The 17142-nt window shown below is 41.1% G+C and carries 18 protein-coding genes and 3 pseudogenes; 7 read left to right on the top strand and 14 right to left on the bottom strand.

Translation table 11 applies throughout. The features are described from left to right. Positions 1-248 precede the first annotated feature (248 nt). Genes KQI87_RS07290 through KQI87_RS07305 form a run of 4 tightly spaced genes read left to right on the top strand, consistent with a single transcriptional unit; the run spans position 249 to position 2524 of the window. Positions 249-623: a GntR family transcriptional regulator gene (locus KQI87_RS07290; protein WP_120123861.1), complete on the top strand. Its 375-nt coding sequence runs from the start codon at positions 249-251 to the stop codon at positions 621-623. 1 nt (position 624) lies between these two features. Then, a complete protein-coding gene (locus tag KQI87_RS07295; protein WP_216459584.1) occupies positions 625-1482 on the top strand; it encodes an ABC transporter ATP-binding protein in 858 nt (285 codons plus the stop codon). Further along, positions 1479-2120, top strand: a complete 642-nt coding sequence (locus tag KQI87_RS07300; protein ID WP_216459585.1) for an ABC-2 transporter permease — start codon at positions 1479-1481, stop codon at positions 2118-2120. The genes KQI87_RS07295 and KQI87_RS07300 overlap by 4 nt, the downstream gene beginning before the upstream one ends. After that, positions 2117-2524 (top strand): DUF3592 domain-containing protein, encoded by a 408-nt coding sequence (locus tag KQI87_RS07305; protein WP_330655729.1) that lies wholly within the window; start codon positions 2117-2119, stop codon positions 2522-2524. The genes KQI87_RS07300 and KQI87_RS07305 overlap by 4 nt, the downstream gene beginning before the upstream one ends. A gap of 230 nt (positions 2525-2754) precedes the next feature. Here the strand turns inward: KQI87_RS07305 and KQI87_RS07310 are convergent, their stop codons facing one another. The 10 genes and pseudogenes from KQI87_RS07310 to KQI87_RS07350 form a co-directional block, all read right to left on the bottom strand. Beyond that, positions 2755-2973: a DUF1016 N-terminal domain-containing protein gene (locus tag KQI87_RS07310; protein WP_216459586.1), complete on the bottom strand. Its 219-nt coding sequence runs from the start codon at positions 2971-2973 to the stop codon at positions 2755-2757. Continuing rightward, positions 2964-3119: a hypothetical protein gene (locus KQI87_RS07315; protein WP_216459587.1), complete on the bottom strand. Its 156-nt coding sequence runs from the start codon at positions 3117-3119 to the stop codon at positions 2964-2966. The genes KQI87_RS07310 and KQI87_RS07315 overlap by 10 nt, the downstream gene beginning before the upstream one ends. Positions 3120-3276: 157 nt before the next feature. Further along, the gene (locus tag KQI87_RS07320; RefSeq protein ID WP_216459588.1) at positions 3277-3624 is read right to left on the bottom strand and encodes a TnpV protein; all 348 of its coding nucleotides are present in this window, start codon (positions 3622-3624) and stop codon (positions 3277-3279) included. A 332-nt stretch (positions 3625-3956) separates the two neighbouring features. Beyond that, a pseudogene (locus KQI87_RS16970) lies at positions 3957-4121 on the bottom strand (helix-turn-helix domain-containing protein); the annotation flags it as partial. 187 nt (positions 4122-4308) lie between these two features. Continuing rightward, positions 4309-5394 carry a hypothetical protein gene (locus KQI87_RS07325; protein ID WP_118591273.1) on the bottom strand — a complete coding sequence of 362 codons (1086 nt, stop codon included), beginning with the start codon at positions 5392-5394 and terminating at the stop codon, positions 4309-4311. Further along, positions 5391-6914, bottom strand: a complete 1524-nt coding sequence (locus tag KQI87_RS07330) for an HlyD family efflux transporter periplasmic adaptor subunit (RefSeq protein ID WP_118419855.1) — start codon at positions 6912-6914, stop codon at positions 5391-5393. The genes KQI87_RS07325 and KQI87_RS07330 overlap by 4 nt, the downstream gene beginning before the upstream one ends. Before the next feature lie 26 nt (positions 6915-6940). Continuing rightward, positions 6941-7828 carry a carbohydrate ABC transporter permease gene (locus KQI87_RS07335; RefSeq protein WP_242859357.1) on the bottom strand — a complete coding sequence of 296 codons (888 nt, stop codon included), beginning with the start codon at positions 7826-7828 and terminating at the stop codon, positions 6941-6943. Next, positions 7825-8769, bottom strand: a complete 945-nt coding sequence (locus KQI87_RS07340; protein ID WP_216459589.1) for a carbohydrate ABC transporter permease — start codon at positions 8767-8769, stop codon at positions 7825-7827. Before KQI87_RS07340 ends, KQI87_RS07335 begins: the two co-directional genes overlap by 4 nt. A gap of 53 nt (positions 8770-8822) precedes the next feature. Further along, on the bottom strand, positions 8823-11291 hold the full coding sequence (locus KQI87_RS07345) for an ABC transporter substrate-binding protein (protein WP_216459590.1): 2469 nt from the start codon (positions 11289-11291) through the stop codon (positions 8823-8825). An 84-nt stretch (positions 11292-11375) separates the two neighbouring features. Then, entirely contained in the window at positions 11376-12047 is a 672-nt protein-coding gene (locus KQI87_RS07350) for a response regulator transcription factor (protein WP_118419853.1), read from the bottom strand. Between the two features lie 143 nt (positions 12048-12190). Here KQI87_RS07350 and KQI87_RS07355 point away from each other — a divergent pair, with 143 nt between their 5' ends. Continuing rightward, complete coding sequence (locus KQI87_RS07355; protein ID WP_216459591.1) at positions 12191-13468, top strand: sensor histidine kinase; 1278 nt, start codon at positions 12191-12193, stop codon at positions 13466-13468. 758 nt (positions 13469-14226) lie between these two features. Further along, positions 14227-14391 (top strand): hypothetical protein, encoded by a 165-nt coding sequence (locus tag KQI87_RS07360; protein ID WP_226825030.1) that lies wholly within the window; start codon positions 14227-14229, stop codon positions 14389-14391. A gap of 84 nt (positions 14392-14475) precedes the next feature. On the opposite strand, the gene KQI87_RS07365 is transcribed toward KQI87_RS07360, so the two are convergent. Beyond that, entirely contained in the window at positions 14476-14994 is a 519-nt protein-coding gene (locus KQI87_RS07365; protein ID WP_025579184.1) for a nitroreductase family protein, read from the bottom strand. 123 nt (positions 14995-15117) lie between these two features. Here KQI87_RS07365 and KQI87_RS07370 point away from each other — a divergent pair, with 123 nt between their 5' ends. Further along, a complete protein-coding gene (locus tag KQI87_RS07370) occupies positions 15118-15441 on the top strand; it encodes a winged helix-turn-helix transcriptional regulator (RefSeq protein WP_025579182.1) in 324 nt (107 codons plus the stop codon). 65 nt (positions 15442-15506) lie between these two features. Here the strand turns inward: KQI87_RS07370 and KQI87_RS07375 are convergent. From KQI87_RS07375 to KQI87_RS07385, 3 genes and pseudogenes are all read right to left on the bottom strand, one after another. Next, positions 15507-15692, bottom strand: a pseudogene (locus tag KQI87_RS07375) (conjugal transfer protein); the annotation flags it as partial. 33 nt (positions 15693-15725) lie between these two features. Beyond that, positions 15726-15914 (bottom strand): annotated as a pseudogene (locus KQI87_RS17535) (helix-turn-helix domain-containing protein); the annotation flags it as partial. A gap of 95 nt (positions 15915-16009) precedes the next feature. After that, positions 16010-17059, bottom strand: a complete 1050-nt coding sequence (locus tag KQI87_RS07385) for a PDDEXK nuclease domain-containing protein (protein ID WP_118247152.1) — start codon at positions 17057-17059, stop codon at positions 16010-16012. Positions 17060-17142: the final 83 nt, after the last annotated feature.

The raw sequence follows: 17142 nt of genomic DNA on the forward strand, positions 1-17142 counted from the left end.
CACTTCCCAACAAGCAATTTTGCAGGGCAAAATACGGAAGTGGGTACTCATTTCCTATGCTTGCTATGAAAGTTTTATCCCTTGTTATCTACTACAACGGAAAGCCCCATTTGCCAAAAGAGAGTAAAGAAAAATCCTGTAATTCCTCTCTATCTGTTTGTTTTCAGTATTATATTGACAATAATGTGCTTGTTGTTTATAATGTGTATGTAGTTACATCACACTAAAAGAAAGGGGCGAGGGGCTTTGTGAAAATACTAATCTCAAATACTTCTGACACTCCCTTATACCAACAGATAAAAGACCAGATTAAGGACGCCATATTAAAAGAAGAATTGGTTGAAGGGGACGCACTTCCCTCTATTCGGGCTTTTGCTAATGATTTGAAAGTGAGCGTCTTAACAATTCGACGGGTATATGAGGAGTTAGAACAGGAGGGATTTATTGTAAGTCAAGTAGGAATTGGGACATTTGTATCTACAAGCAATCTTGAATTACTCCGCGACTCCAAGCGACGGCTTGTAGAACAAAAAATGACGGATATGATACAAACAGCAAAATCACTGAAAATCAGTAAGGAAGAACTTAATTCCATGATGGATATTCTTTACGAGGAGGCTTGAAATGAACGATATTTTGACAGTCAGCGGTTTAAATAAGTCGTATGACGATTTTTCTTTGAAAGATGTGACATTCTCTTTGCCAGAGGGGTGTATCACAGGTTTTGTTGGTGTCAATGGCGCAGGTAAAACAACAACGCTGCGGACGCTTTTAGGTCTGACGAACAAGCTATCCGGCAAAATTCAGTTTTTCGGTCTTGACATGGATAAGAATGAAAGAGAAATCAAAGACCGTATTGGTATAGTTTTAGACGGTGGGGGATTTTACGAAGAACTTTCGCTCGGTGAAATGAAAGGAATTATTTCATCTGCGTACACTTCATGGTCTGAACAGGATTTTAAGCGGTACATGGATATGTTTTCGCTTGACCCGAAGCAAAAAATCAATAGCCTTTCCAAAGGTATGAGAATGAAGTATGCTCTTGCTTTAGCTCTTTCTCATAACGCAGAACTTTTGATTATGGATGAGCCGACAAGCGGACTTGATCCTTTAGTTAGGGGGCAGCTTTTGAAAATCTTAACTGAGTACATGGAAAATGGCGGCAAAGGTGTTTTCTTTTCGACACATATCACCTCTGACCTTGATAAGATTGCCGATATGCTCATTATGATTGATAACGGGCGTATCGTCTTTCGAGAGGAAAAGGATACCTTGCTTGACACATATCGGCTTGTCAAAGGTGATAGCGGGGCTTTAACAACTGATGCTCGCAAGCTCTTTTTATCTATATCGGAAACTGATTTTGGATTTACAGGAATTACAAAGCAAATATCCGAAGTACGGTCTTATATTCCCAACATTATGGTTGAGCGTCCGACGATTGAGGATATTATGCTTGGAAATATCGGAGGTGAAAAATGATGTTGTTCGCCCTACTAAAAAAGGATTTTCTGATTGTAAAAAAATATGTGCTGATTATGCTTGTAGTTATTGCGCTTATCCCACCTGTCATGCGTTGGCGGACACCGGAGTTTACGGGAGTTTTTGGATTTATTCTTTCTGTCACTTTTGGCGTTTTCATGCTGTTGCAATATGTATCCCTAAAAGAGTATCAATTTCCAAAAGCTGTGACATTACTATGTGCCACACCATTTTCACGGAAAGCAATAGTTTCATCAAAATACATTTTTTGCATGGCTATATATGCAATCTGTTGTATCGTTTTTGAACTTGAAACCTTGTTTATGCCCGAATTAGGAACATCAGATATAAAGCTGTTTGCATTTATGTTTCTTATAGTATCTGTTTTTATTGGTATTTATTTGCCAATACAGTATAAGTTTGGATATGAAAAAACAAAATTTGCCTTTGGTGTGATTATTATGGCTTCGCCATTTATTCTGCCACTGCTTATGAGAGCGGGAAGTCTAAACTTAAACTTCCTCTCTATGTTTTCACCATACCTTGTTTATGGCGGTATTGTCCTTATTGGTTTTGCGATTTTAGCAATATCAGCATCTTTGTCTATAAAGATTTACGATAAAGCAGACTTGGCGTGATAAAGAAAGAAGGTGGGACTATGGATAGGGATACTATTTTTCTTTATGTCATTACTGTGATAACATTGTGTTTTGGATTGATAAACTGTTTTCAATTTTTTTTAAAAAGAAACAAAACGGCAGAAACCGTCGGTACGATTATTTCTTTCAAAACAATAAATCCAGAAAACTCAAAATTTCGTAATTCAAAATGGGCGACCGTTTCGTATAAAGTGAATGGAAGAACGTATCAGTCCCAAAACTGCATACAAGTACCAATGGCGTCACAGATTGGAACAACCATTACCGTGCGTTATGACATGCAAAATCCGGAAAAATTGTATAGTTTTTCTATTTTACGAATTATTGTATCACTTATTGTTGCTGCTATCTGCATTGCAGCGGCTATATTCAATCTTGTATAAGATAAGGAGGATTGAGATTATGCCACATTTTCCAGATTGGTTTGTAGCTATATGTGTTTTACTTCCTGTTTCCAATGTTATATACAAAATATGGAAGAACAATAAGAAAAAATAATTATCAAAGAGCCTGACACACAGTCACAGAGCCGATGAACTATGAGAAATTGTAGTCCATTGGCTCTTTTGGAATATACTTATAAATAGACAAAAGCCGGACGATCAACGCGGAGCTATGCCATTATTGGCAGAATCTCTACAAAATGCGACCAGGTCAATTGTTGCGACAATGTCGCAACTTTTTCGAAGTCAGGAAATTCCTGATAAAACTTAATCATTCTTGAAATTGATGTTTTATCAAATCCCGAACCATACTCCTGTTCCAGCCGTTTACTGACTTCTGCAACAACCTTTTTTCCATACTCAGGCTTATTATTTCCAGTTAACTCCACACTAAGTCTTTTCCAATTCCCCAATTAAGAGAAATAATGGCATCATTCACAACTTTTTTTACATTAGTTTTCTTTTCCCTGATTAACGCATTTATTTCATCATAAATATTATCAATATTATCTGCTATTAATATCTCTTTTTTCATTATCGATTCCCTTCTATAACTTGAAATGCCAAATTGGCATTTCAAAACTGTCCCAACTGCTTACTGTTATATTACCCTATTTTTCTCATTCTGCCTACTGCTTTTTCATGGTCACATATAATAATGAGGTCGCATTCCACGACCTCATCACCTTCATTTAAACATAAATCAATTCCTTGAGAATAATCTCTTCCGCAATCGCTCTGTGTTGATTAGCAGCTCTTACCCATGCCATTTGATCTGCTTCTTTATCCGGCAGTGGTTCTTTTTCTTCCAACTGTTTCAGAATCATTTCTTCCCGTTCTCTGGCTGCCTTATCTACTTCCAGAAGATGCTCTCCAATGGTGTCCTGCAGAAGCATCACCTGATAAGTTGAATTTCGATGATTCTTCAGATAATCTCTGCGAAGAAAACCATACTTGCCAAGTTGCTCCATCTGCTCATCGGATTTATAGGTGAGATTCGGGATCAGATATCCATTTACATTTGTATACGTTAATTCCATTTTATTAGCACTCTCCATTTCTCATCATTTTTTGACCACAAATTTACGACATTTACGACAAATCTGACACTGCTTTACAATACCAGACAAAATGGCTGATGCCCCGGAAAGCCTGTAAAACAGGCACTTCCGGGATACACAAGACAGGACAAAAATCGACTTCCATTATCAAGAGGCGAATGCTAATATTTTGTAAAGAATTTGTGCCCCTCGGAAATTTCTGAATGATTTTCTGAAAGAATGGGTAGTTCGGATGGATGAACTGAAATCCGATGAGATTACCAAAGATGAATATTTTGAATGGAAAATCACCCAGCCACAGACCTGTAGTGTTCTAGTTCTTTAATCGCTGACCTTACAGAATCAATTCCATCCCGGCTCAGAGATACCAGCCCCCGCATGTTGTTATTCCAGTCCTCTGGCAGACTTAACATCAGGGATAACAGTCCTTTTGCCTTTAATGACAAATCTTTGTTCTTGAAATGATGGTTGCTCATTACCGTAAAGTTCTTGTTTCTCTCTACACGAAAGACTTGTGCTATTCTCCCCCACTTCCTTTCCAGACAGAAAAAGACGCAAGCCACCTTTATGGATCAATTTTTAGATTCATGGTACAGTTATCAGTTCAGATACTGTTCCGTGAATAATTCAAGTTTAAGTTCTTTTTTTGACATTTTCACGGATTTAATTCTGCTCCACTGGAAAATCCTTCCCTCGCCTTCCTCTGTCAGAGATTCTGTCATATCCCTTTTCATATACTTTCCACAACAAATACAGAAAACAGGAACCCCCTCCTGCACAAACCGTTTTCCCGCCAAGAATCATACCTTCCGTCTGGGATACCGTCTTCGGAAGCATCAGATACAGCTTAAATTCTGCCACAGCCTGATCCACCTTTTCTTTCCAGAACCCAAAGTCAGACCACCTTGACGGAATCCATCCCTCCGGCCAGGTCAGATGTGTAAAAAGAAGCCAGACCACCGTCCCTGCCATTACACTGTACAGCAGGTTGCAGAACCAGTACTCTGTATCTTTCACTGTATAGTTCTTTTTTTCTCTGCTTATTTCCGTCCACAGACTGCCAGAAAGAACCGCCGGAAGCAGCAGTAATGCCGCCAGTCCTGCATTTTTCGGTAAAGTCGAGGATACCACAGTTCCCTGAAGTCCGTATTTCATCAGAAATCCGTTCACTGTACTTTCTTCGGTTTCTCCATTTCTCCTTCTGATAAACAAACGATTATAAAAAAGTTCCGTCTCGGTATCATCCGCAGAAGCCGCCCCGAAAACCAAAATTTTCTGCCCCCAGTCCGCAACTTTCCTGACAGTATAAGTACGTCCCTGAAACAGAATCTGACCACCCGGAACCTTATTGCCAAAGAGCTCCCAGGCAGTTGTACCATCAATCACGCAACCATCCGGATCACCTTCTGTCAGAGCTGCTGCCTGCCAGTCATACCCTGCGGGATTTCCCTTAAGATACACAGTCATCGCCTGTGCCTGCCGGTTTCCTTCTTTCGCAGAAATCTCCCTCAACCCTGCATCTGCATAAAAACATACATCATAAGGCTTCTCACTTTTTCTTTCCTGCTTCAGGATATTTTCTGCTCCTTTCCTGTCAGGATAAGCTGCGGACAGAAACACCGATACTGCTGTATCATTTCTGATCTGCACATAATTATAGACTCCCAGAAAATAAATACAGAAAATAATCAGCCACACAGTCAGAGTACCGGCTTTCCTTAAAAAGGCACTCTGACTTCTGACACTCATTCCTCCAGCAGCCTGATCCGGCTGCCGCTGCTGATCTCTCTGTCACTGGAAGTCACGATTTTCTGGTCACTTGATAAATCCCCGTTCTCCAGCGCAGCAGTGGAAGAATTTTTATCTTTCACATTCACATACGTTTTTCGCGCTACCAATACCTCACCCAGGACGGTGTTCTGTGTATCTGTCACATAAACATAGTATCTGCCATTTTCCTCATACAATGCGCTCAGCGGAACACAGACATTAAAAGGACCTGCATCCTGAGAAATTGTAAATTCCGCAGTATCTCCTATGGAAAGAGTTCCCTCCGGTACCTGTACAGAAAGAATGTACTGATTTTCATTACTGCTGTCCTCTTTCACAGACTCCACTTTCGCTCCTGTAATCTCTTTTTCATCCGCACCTTTTAAAATTACCTCTCCGCCACTCTTTATGTATTTCAGATCATCTTTGCTGACCTCTGCCTGAAACCGAAAGGTTCCTTTGGATTCATAAAGGACAACCGCAGCTTCCGCTCCTGTCTGGCTTCCTGTCACTGCACTCAGACTCTTTATCACACCATCACAGGGTGCTTTCACTTTTCCCTTTCGTGCCAGCACTTTCTGCAACGTTTCCAGATCTTTCTGCGCAGTCTCAAGTTCCGCCTGCGTATTCTCCAGCGTGGAATCCGAAGCATCACCGATCTGCGTATCCCGGATTGCCTGCTCTGCTGACTGAAGTTCTCTTCTGCGGCTGAGCATGGCTTCATTGACCGCCTCCTCTTTCGTCCGGATATCATCAATCAATGCCTGCTCCTGAGAATTGTCCTGCGCATTCGAATTGTCGCCGTTTCCTGATGTATTTTTATTCCCTTCGCCATCTGTGCGATCCGTATTTCCGGAATCATCGGAGTTCTCCGGATCATCTGTATTCCCGAAATCGTCTGTATTTCCCGGATCATCAAACTCGCTGGAATCACTGAACTTCTCCTCATCCGGTATCTTATCCTGTACGTCATTCTGCGCCGCATCCCGCTGTGCGTAATAATCCTGAAGCTTCTGTCTGGCTATGGCTGCCTCATTCTGTGCCGCCTGCACACTGTAATTTCCGCTGGAAACCGCACTGTTATAATTTTCCTGTGCATCTGAAAACTCATTATTTCTCTTCTGCTGATTCACAGACTCTGCACTGATCAGATCATTGATCTTCCCCTGCAGAACATCTATGGCATCCTGTTTTTCCTTTATGGTTTTTTTTAGATATTTTACAGAAAACTTCAGCAGCGCATCCCCTTTTTTCACATTCTGTCCTTCCTGCACATAAACCTGCTCCACCTTCTGTCCCTCCTGGGTAAAAACTGCCCGTTCTCTGGTTCCCATCACTTTACCTGTGCCGGTCACCTCATGCGTGATCACCTGATTCTGAGCTGTTTTTGTCTCTACCTGTGCTACATTCACCGAATCTGCCGCCCTGGACAGAAAAGTAAATAAAAGCATCAGGGCAAAAAATCCTGCCAGAATTTTTATCAGTTTTATTTTCTTCATAGATAAATCCTCTCGTTTCTGTCGCTCTATTCCTTGATTGCCGTGGATATGATCCCTTGTTCCAGATAATCCTGCCCTGCCAGAAAAACGATCACTGCCGGGATCAGAACCAGAACAGATACCGCAAATGCCTTTCCTGTCTGGGAGATATCGATCTGTGGAAGGTACAGAGACAGCGGCCACAGACTTTTGGTCTTCAGAAATGCCATTGGCTGTTCGATCAGATTCCAGTATTCCAGAAATCCCAGAACCAGTGCCGAAATGATACCCGCAGAACCCAGAGGGATTCCGATTCTGATAAAAATAAGCAGCTCACCCGCCCCGTCCAGCCGCGCAGATTCCATCAGTGCCTCCGGAATACTCTCAAAGAAACGATACATGATAAAAACCGGAAACGTGGAAAAGGCCGCCGGAAGAATAATCCCCCACAGATGATCCAGAAGTTTCATCTGATCCAGAACCAGATAATTACTGAGCATCATTACCTGAAAGGGCATCATCATCAATGCCACATAGATCATAAACAGCAGATTTTTTCCCGGAAAACGATATCTGGCAAATCCCCACGCTGCCGGTACTCCCACCAGGATCTGCCCTGCCAGAACTCCGACAGTAATCTTTACGGAATTCCAGAACATCACAAAAAACTCCGGAGAATCCAGCAGGACTTTCACATAGGATCTCAGCGTCGGATAAAGTGGAAGTACTCTCCAGAATACATAACTGACTGCCTGACCGGAAGCAGATCCACTGTCTGCTGTCAGTACCGCCCCCAGAAGATCATTTAATTCCTTCTGCCCCATCAGTGATCCTGTAACTGAAAAAAATACCGGAAATATTGCCACCAGTGCAAGGAGTACAAGGAGCAGGCTTCCTATCTTCCTGATACGGAATATCTGCATAACTTTTCTCATTCTGCCCCGCCTTTCCCCCAGGCTTTCCACAATCCCAGGATCAGCAGAAAAATCACCAGTCCGGTCACCACTGCCGCAGCCGACATCTTATCCAGCGACAGGTCCCTATACCAGTTGTTAAACAAATGCTGAAGCAGATACATTTTTTCCTGCGGATAATCACCGGCCACCAGATATGCCTCACGGAAAACCTTAAATGCATTGAGTACAGAAAGTACCACGATCGTAAAAAGGGACGGGAGCAGATTCGGGAGTGTGATCTTCGTAAAACATTTCCACTCCCCTGCCCCGTCCACTTTTGCCGCCTCGTAAAGTGCCGCCGGAATGGCAGACAATCCTGCCATCCAGAGCACTACATCATATCCAAGATTTCTCCATATATAACTGATCACCAGTACATAAAAAGAAGCACCTGTATTCATCCAGTCAGTCGTCTGAACAGATAACATATGAAGCAGGTGATTCAATAAGCCCTGATCGTCAAAAAGCAGTCTCCACAGAAGTACCACTGATGCTACAGGGATTGCCATTGGCAGAAGAAAGAAACTTTTCAGAATCTTCGTAAATCTTTTCTGCCCTGCAAGCAGGACTGCTATGATCAGAGACAATACCACCAGCAGCGGCACACACACTCCGAAGAACCGAAGTGTGTTGCCTGCTGCCAGACGAAACGCTTTGTTTGCAAATATCGTCCTGTAGTTCTCTATCCCCACAAATTCTCCATTCACTGCCCCGCAAAAAGATCTGCGGATCACATCCACATACGGGATCAGCCAGAAAATGCAGACACCTGCAAAACTCGGAAGAATAAAAGCCAGACCTTTTTGTGTATTTCTGAAAGCTGCACATCTTCTGCGATTTCGTTTCCGACTAAACAGCAAATCTGATTTTGCGTTCCGTTTCTCTGTTAAAGATAAGTGTTCTTTTAAATTAATCTTCATTCTCTTAAACTCCCTTACCTTGCAGTATTGGGTAATCAGCAGCAGACAGCCGCTTATTCAGATAAATACAGATTTACTTCCTGCATGATCTCTTTCACAGCATCATCCAGCCCCGTTTCTCCATTGAGGTATTTCTCACCGGATTCCGTTACTGCATTTCGGATGATCTGATTACTCTTTGCAGGTACAGTAAGTGTTTTTCCCAGATCCATGATGTTCTGTATTGCTTCATCTTCCGGAATGATCTCGTCCATCTCAAGCTGTTTGATATTACCATCTCCCGTATCATAAGAGGTTCCGATCGAGCCAATGGTATCTCCACTGGATTTTCCCATTTTCCAGTAAGCCATATCTTCATAAACCTTGCTGTTTACAGCCAGTCCTTCATCATTGCTTGCTCTCTGGGATTCCTCTTCAAACAGGAACTTTACGAACTTCTCTGCCGCTTCTTTTTCAGATGCCTTTGCACTGATTCCCACAATGCTCCTTGGATAGAAACAATTCTCGCTTTGTCCGTTTAGAAGTCTGTAATCCAGATCCGGATCTACTTTTTTTGCAGAATCCAGATACACCAGACCCTCCGGTGAAAGCAGACCGCCTGCCGCCACTGTATTGACTTTTACAAGCAGATCCGTTATCGATCCTGCAATATTTGTATATCCGGAACGATCTGAATTCGCCCAGTCATCACCCATCTGGTAAGCTTTCTTTGTCTCTTCTATCGCATCCTTCTGAGTCTGCCAGATCCTGTTTACCTGCTCCAGATATTCTTTCAGTGCATCTTCTTTGAGGGTTCCGTCCTCGTTCATCCATGCCGGTGTACTATTGTCTATGGTTCCCTGTATCAGCCCGGACGGTGATATGGAAAAAGAGCTGAAAAATTTCAGTTTTCCATAGCTGTCTTTCTGGCTTTCCGCTGCATCAGCCTCTGTTGTCAGATCCGTAATTCCGGCGATGATATCCTTATTTCCCTCTATCATCGGAATGCCGAACTTGACAGGCATGGTATAAATGCTTCCATCCTCTTTTGTATATGCATCTTTGATATTTGGCAGGATATCTTCGTCTTTTAATACCCCGCTTAAATTCTCCAGCATTCCTCTCTCTATATAGGTATCCTCTGAAATTCCATCCAGCAGCAGAACATCCGGTCCTGTTCCGGCCATGATCTCTGTATTGAGCACTTTCAGCGCATCCGTATCTGTGACGGAATCATCTCCTGACATTCCCGCCTCAATATTCACATAAATATCCGGATATTTTTTCTGGAAAAGCACTGCTGCCTGTTTTATGAAGTCACTGTCTTTCAGGGAATAAACTGTCAGCTCTGTATCCGGTGTCGTTGGGGTATCTTTGGAATATACATAGGAATAAATTCTGATATCCTCGCCTGCATTGCAGCCCACATAGAAATTTCCATCGCTGTCCTGTCCCCATGCTACAGTTCCTGTATCCGGTGAACTGAGCGAATTCAAGGAACCATCGATTATCTGTTCCACTGTGCTGCCTCCCAGAACATATCTGTAAACACCGGTATGATCAATATAAAAAAGGCTGTTATCCTCATCTCCCTTTAAGAACATAAGCGGAAAACTGCTGGTTGTTGTCCAGTTGACATCCTGCTCATCAGACTGGATCTGCTCTGTAAGCGCGCTGATATTGTCCAGTGGTTTTCCAGTATCCAGATCATATCCGTGAAGAGTCTGATCCTGAATGGTAAACAACATTTTTCCTGCTGTTCCGATAAAATCAACACTGATTCCTTCCTCATATCTTCTCACCAGACTTCCATCTGAAGGATTGATCTCTGCTACGCCATTGCCGGGATCTACGATAAGAACTGTCCCATTCTCTGTGAAACATGCCTGAAATGTATAGGAAGACTGAATCGTATCTCCGGTATCAACTTTCTGTACATTTCCATCAGGGGAAAGATAGAAAAATTCCATTTTCAGGTTGTCATACGCAGAATCCTCTTCCCCACTGTCGGCTGTTGTCTGTGCATTTTCATTGTCCCTGTCAGGAGACAGATCTGCCCCGACAAATATACTTCCATCCGCTGCTGCAGAGACAACGCTGATATATTCTCCCAGATTCTCCTTAAGCCCCAACAGTTCTTCCAGACTTTTTCCATTCGTCCAGGTTTCTCCATTATCTGCAGAATCTGCTGCATAATAACAGTTATCTGCTGTACTGTAATAAACCATGCGCAATGCACCTGAGTCGAGTACTTTGACATCTCTCAGAAACTGGCTATTTTCAGGTACTGTAAGATCATTTTCCAGAAAACGTCCCATTGCTTTTGTGCTCTCATCTTTTGTTTTTTTACCATCTGAATTGTCAGTATTTACATTCACAAGATCTGCTGTATCTGCATTTCCTGCCTGATTGCTGCTTCCTGTTTTTCCTTTGCTTCCGGAATTTTTTCCATCTGCACCGCCACATCCGGCAAACAGGCTGCCGGTAAGTGCGATCACTCCGGCAACGGCGATTCCCTGTTTCCATCTTTTTATTTTTCTCATATCAGGATATACCTCCATGTTTTTATTTTCTTTCTGTCCCTCTCAGGATAAATGGATTGTAACAGGCAAATCTCTAAACTTTCTCTAATTTTCCAGCCGATATCCAATTCCCCGGACGGTTTTCAGGTTCAGTGTACTTCTGACACTTTTTAATCTTCGCCTCAGAAAATGAATATAATTATCCAGATTTCCATCCTCCACCTCACTGTCTGCTCCCCAGACACGGTTGAGGATCACCTCTCTCGGAAGTGTCTGACCGGCGTTTCGAAGCATCAGCTCCAGAAGTGCTCCTTCCCGTTTGGAAAGGGTACATTCCTTTCCGTTTCCTTCCAGTCTGCCGCTTTCGGGATCAAAAATAAGATCTCCGAGCGATAATACTGCCGTGTTCTCCCATCTTCCGGGTCTTCGAACCATGCACTGTATTCTTGCCAGAAGTTCTTCGAAGGCAAACGGCTTCACCATATAGTCATCTGCGCCGCCTTTCAGTCCGGTCAGTTTATCCTGTAATTCTCCCAGTGCAGTCAGCATGATCACCGGTGTGGAAACATGATTCTTTCTGGCTTCCTGCAAAACAGTGATGCCATCCATGGACGGGAGCATCCGGTCCAGAATCACCAGATCATGGCTTCGTTCTTTCATATAATAAAGCCCTTCTTCTCCGTCATCGCAGATATCTGTCTCATAGCCTTCTTTTTCGAGCTGAAATCTCATGCTCTCTGCCAGTTCCCTGTCATCCTCTATCAGTAAAATTTTCATCTGTTTTCATCCTCCTGATCTTTCATTATACATGAGTTTTCTCTAAATTGTCTCTATACTCGGTTACAGGAATTTTTTTAGAGATTATTTACAGGTTTTCATGATACAATTACCATACAATCTCATAAAGGAGTAAATATTTCATGTTTCGCAGACTTCATATTCAAATGACTTTTTTCTCTGCTCTGATCATCGGCATCGTCATTTTTATTATGACAACTGCCTGTAATTTCATCGCAGAAAACAGCACACGCCAGAATGCGTGGAATACCTTTCAGAACAACGCCATCTCCTGTATCTCTCATCTGGAAACGCAGAGTATCATCAGCAGTGACTGGATTTTGCAGGCAGAAAAAAATTATGATATTTCCATGGATATCAGAGACAACGGAAATTCTCTTTATCTGAAAAAACTACAGACGGATTCTCTGGATGAAACGATTTTCCGGAAGGCAGAAGAAATCTCTGCTGATTCCTATGCACTTGATCTTTCCAATCCCGGTGCGGTCAGTAAACTGACAAAACGGATCTTTTTTCAGATGAAAGATTTCTATGTTTCCACTGCTCTGATCCCCAAGAGCCACGGAACCGTCAGTATGATCATCCTGTATTCCCTGGATTCTGTAAAACACAAGATTCTGTTACAGAGACTTGCATTCTCCGGCGCAGCTTTTCTGGCAATTCTGGCTCTGAGTATCTGTTCCTGGTTCTTTACCGGAAGAATGATCACTCCCCTGGAAAAAAGCAGGCAGGAACAGACCGAATTTATCGCTGCTGCCTCCCATGAGCTTCGCTCCCCTCTGGCAGTAATCCTGTCCGGAATCTCTGCCATGAAAAAGGCAGATCCGAAAGAACAGGAACATTTTCTTTCAGTCATAGAAAAAGAAGGGACGCGAATGTCCCTCCTGATAAATGATATGCTCTCTCTGTCAAATGCAGATAACCATTCCTGGAAAATGCATCCGATTTCCTGTGAACTGGATACTTTACTTCTGGATACCTACGAAAAATATGAACCCCTGATGCAGGACCACCATATGAAATTTTTCATTGAACTTCCGGAAGAGGAAATCCCTCCCTGTCCCTGTGACCCGGAAAGGATCAGTCAGGTGCTTGGAATCCTTCTTGACAATGCCATCAGTTATGTCCCCGAAAACGGGAAAATTATTCTTTCCCTTTCACAAACCGAAACGCACTTTCTTATCCGCGTCAAAGACAACGGACCCGGTATTCCGGATTCTGCCAAGACTTCTGTTTTCCGGCGTTTTTACCGGGCAGATTCTGCCAGAAATAACAGGCAGCATTTTGGTCTGGGACTGTGTATTGCGTATGAGATCATTTCACTTCATAAAGGAACAATCTCTGTACTGGATACCCCGGGCGGTGGTTCTACTTTTCAGATTTCTCTGCCGTTGGCATAACACAGTAATTTTCTGTAACATAAAAACCGGAACGAACATACGGCCTCCCCGCATATTCGTTCCGGTTTTCTAATATTCATTCCTCTGATGGATTCATAGGTCGAGTAGGTGCACCCCTTACGGTCGTACACCCCTCACAGAACTCCGGACGTGCGGCTTTCCCGCATCCGGCTCTTTGCGAAACGAATCGTTCACATTATCATTCGTATATATTGACATATATCCGGGGTCTTACCAGTGGATAGCTGTTATCCAGCATATTTAGAAATTCTATCCAATTATAGCTTTTCTTCTGGCTTCTCCGGTTCAGATAATAGAACAAGCTTCTCATGATGTTATATCGGAATGCCGTTATACTTTCTTAATGTTTATTTTTGACTTTCTCCCAAATTCGGGAAAACTTATATTTGTATCAGCTAAAATGTTGATACATAAAAAAGGGCAGTCAGTGTAAAAAAGTAAAATTTTATGTACTCTGGCAGCTATCTTTGTTATTTCTCCTGCTCCGGTAACATTTCTTTTTGCTTATTTTGCCCTAAATGCCCTTAATTCCCTGATTCATATTTAACTGTAACTGTTTATAATCTCTTTTTTTAATCCCTATCATATCTTTTGACTCCTAATTCTATCAAAATATGGTGTTTCAATTCATCTTTCTAGAAATGTACTTTGTCAACTTTTCCGTTAATATCGTTCGATATGCCCATTGTAATTATGAGCTTTTTCAAGAAGAACGAAAGATACTGCTGGAAAAGTGTATGACAGTTTTACAGCAGTATCTTTCTGGTATTCAAAAACAAGATACGAACGAATGGGAAAAACAGGTCAATCCGTATCATGTTGCCAATCTACAACGTATGACGGATATTGTCTTAGCTGAAATTAGCGGTACAGAACGACTTTTTAAAGCTACAACAAAATAGAATATATGGAAATAAGGCTTGCGGAGCATACTATATAGAGTATGACGCAAGCCTTTTGTCCCAACCTATAATCTCTGTCCAAATTTATAAATAATCATAAGAAACTAATTCTTCCATAGGAATACGTGTTTCTGAATGACGTTCTGAATCTTCTGCAATACCTTTTCCATAACCGATAGCCAAAATATTGATAGGCTCTAAATTATCCGGTAACTGAAATTCTTTCTTGATTACATCTGGTTTAAAAAAGCATACCCATACAGTTCCTAATCCTAATTCTGTCGCCTGCAACATCATATGATCTGTTAAGATAGAAGCATCTATATCTGTCGTCTGTTTATTATCGAAAGGTCTTGTCCATGCCTTTGAATGGTCTGCACAAACGATAATTGCCAGTGGAGCATTGTAAATATTTCCAGCTTTAGCAATGCTTTTTAATCGCTCTTTGTCCTGTACCACTAACAATTTAACCGGCTGTAAATTCGCCGCAGTTGGTGCAACATGAGCACAAGCAAGTATTTTTTCTAACTTTTCTTTTTCAACTGGTTTATCTTCATATTTTCTAACAGAATATCTTTTCTTAGCAATATCTAATAATGACATATTAAAATCTCCTTAATTCTTGTATATTAGGTCAACCTATACTATAATTCTATCTGAAATAGTATTTTTGTACAAGAACGCACTATTTTGTAATATACTACCCAAAAAGGAAGTGAAGATATTATGGGAAATAATTGTTGTGGTTTTAGCTGTCCAGTTGAGGCAACCATTCAACTTATTGGTGGAAAATATAAAGCTGTTATTTTATGGCATTTAATGAACAAAACGTTACGGTACAATGAAATTCATAAACTAATTCCGAAAGCAACTGATAAAATGCTAGCTCAACAGCTTCGAGAGCTTGAAAAAGATGGACTTATTAACCGTAAGGTTTATCCAGTTGTTCCTCCAAAAACAGAGTATTCTTTAACAAAATTCGGGGAAACACTGACACCCATTCTTGATGAACTATGTAATTGGGGAGAACAATATTTGATTCAAAAATAAATGTCATGGTAAATAACTTTTTATAAATTATTTACCATGACATTCTTTTAGCATTTTTTACAAACTTATCCTACAATCTTCCAGTTATCGTCCTTATGAAGCACAAGCTCATACTGTGAGATTTGTGTCATTTTCGACTTGTTATCCAGATACTTTACGGGCACACTGACTTTGAGATTGTCGCCATCTTTGGTAAAGACAGGGTTTACCAGTTCTGAAAATACATAGTCGCCGGATACAGGAGCAAGCACGAAACTGTCCAAGTCGTCCAACAGGTAATCTGGTAATTCTTCTAACTGCTCATAGATACGGTTCAGTTCCGAAATGGAGATATTATAATTCCAGTTATCCGGCAGGCTCAGCATCAGAGACAACACCCCCTTTGCCTTTAATGACAGACTCTTGTTTTTAAAATGATGGTTACTCATTACCGTATAATTTTTTGTTCGCTCCACACGAAAAATCTGTGACATTATCTCTCACTTTCTTTCTGCAAAAAGAAAAAGACGTAAGTCATATTTTTTATGACTCACGCCTGTTCTGAATTTCATTATTAAATTGAAAACCTTTATTCTTCTTTCCTCTGTTCCAACAGCTCTCTCGCATTTGCAATAGCAAGGGATAACTTCTGTTCTAAAAGTTCTTTTGGAGGCATTTTAGTCATATACTGTCCCACATGGATATTTCCATGATCCAATTGCATTAATTCTATGGTTTCCTGCGATTTTTCTGCACATAATATAAGAGCAACCGGACTTTCTTCACCTTCTACTCTTTCATTTTTTTCCAACCATCGCAAATACAGTTCAACTTGTCCTTTATCTTGCGGTTCAAATTCTCCAAGCTTTAACTCAACAAGAACCAGCCTTTTCAAACCTCTGTGATAAAACAATAAATCCATATAATAGTCTTTACCATCCAGCACAAAATGCTTCTGCCTTGCCAAAAACGCAAAATCCGATCCCATTTCCAAAATAAATTTTTCTAATTCCGCAAGAATGGCATTTTCCAAATCTTTTTCACTATAAGTATCACGTAAACCAAGAAAATCAAGCATGTATGGATCTCTGTAAAAAAGATCCAGACTCATTTTTCCATCATCCCGTAATTCGGCAATCTCATTTTTTATTGTTTCTTCTGGTTTCTTCGATATTGCAGTGCGTTCATAAAGCATAGATTTTTTTCTTTCACGCAATGTCCTCACTGACCAGTTCTCTTGCATACACATTGCAGCATAAAAGTCTCTCTTTAACTCGTCGTGTATTGGCAAAATCTCTACAAAATGTGACCAGGTCAATTGTTGCGACAGTGTCGCAACTTTTTCGAAGTCAGGAAATTCCTGATAAAATTTAATCATTCTCGAAATTGATGTTTTATCAAATCCAGAACCATACTCCTGTTCCAAACGTTTACTGACTTCTGCAACAACTTTTTTTCCATACTCAGGCTTATTATCTCCGGTGAACTCCGCACTAAGTCTTTTCCCAATTCCCCAGTTAAGTGAGATAATGGCATCGTTCACAACTTTCTTTACATCCGTTTTCTTTTCTCTGATCAATGCATTTATTTCATCGTAAATGTTATCAATATTATTTGCTACTATTATTTCTTTTTTCATTATTGATTCCCTTCTATAATTTAAAATACCAACTTGGCATTTCAAAATCGTACCAACAGGTTATTGTTATATTACCCTATTTT

The sequence above is a fragment of the Blautia sp. MSJ-9 genome (assembly GCF_018919065.1).
GTDB lineage: Bacteria > Bacillota > Clostridia > Lachnospirales > Lachnospiraceae > Blautia_A.

Coding starts and splice junctions, on each gene's coding strand:
- KQI87_RS07295 (WP_216459584.1), top strand. CDS start 625: ATGAACGATATTTTGACAGTCAGCGGTTTAAATAAGTCGTATGACGAT.
- KQI87_RS07300 (WP_216459585.1), top strand. CDS start 1,479: ATGATGTTGTTCGCCCTACTAAAAAAGGATTTTCTGATTGTAAAAAAA.
- KQI87_RS07315 (WP_216459587.1), bottom strand. CDS start 3,119: ATGAAAAAAGAGATATTAATAGCAGATAATATTGATAATATTTATGAT.
- KQI87_RS07320 (WP_216459588.1), bottom strand. CDS start 3,624: ATGGAATTAACGTATACAAATGTAAATGGATATCTGATCCCGAATCTC.
- KQI87_RS07325 (WP_118591273.1), bottom strand. CDS start 5,394: ATGAGTGTCAGAAGTCAGAGTGCCTTTTTAAGGAAAGCCGGTACTCTG.
- KQI87_RS07330 (WP_118419855.1), bottom strand. CDS start 6,914: ATGAAGAAAATAAAACTGATAAAAATTCTGGCAGGATTTTTTGCCCTG.
- KQI87_RS07335 (WP_242859357.1), bottom strand. CDS start 7,828: ATGAGAAAAGTTATGCAGATATTCCGTATCAGGAAGATAGGAAGCCTG.
- KQI87_RS07340 (WP_216459589.1), bottom strand. CDS start 8,769: ATGAAGATTAATTTAAAAGAACACTTATCTTTAACAGAGAAACGGAAC.
- KQI87_RS07345 (WP_216459590.1), bottom strand. CDS start 11,291: ATGAGAAAAATAAAAAGATGGAAACAGGGAATCGCCGTTGCCGGAGTG.
- KQI87_RS07350 (WP_118419853.1), bottom strand. CDS start 12,047: ATGAAAATTTTACTGATAGAGGATGACAGGGAACTGGCAGAGAGCATG.
- KQI87_RS07355 (WP_216459591.1), top strand. CDS start 12,191: ATGTTTCGCAGACTTCATATTCAAATGACTTTTTTCTCTGCTCTGATC.
- KQI87_RS07360 (WP_226825030.1), top strand. CDS start 14,227: ATGACAGTTTTACAGCAGTATCTTTCTGGTATTCAAAAACAAGATACG.
- KQI87_RS07365 (WP_025579184.1), bottom strand. CDS start 14,994: ATGTCATTATTAGATATTGCTAAGAAAAGATATTCTGTTAGAAAATAT.
- KQI87_RS07370 (WP_025579182.1), top strand. CDS start 15,118: ATGGGAAATAATTGTTGTGGTTTTAGCTGTCCAGTTGAGGCAACCATT.
- KQI87_RS07385 (WP_118247152.1), bottom strand. CDS start 17,059: ATGAAAAAAGAAATAATAGTAGCAAATAATATTGATAACATTTACGAT.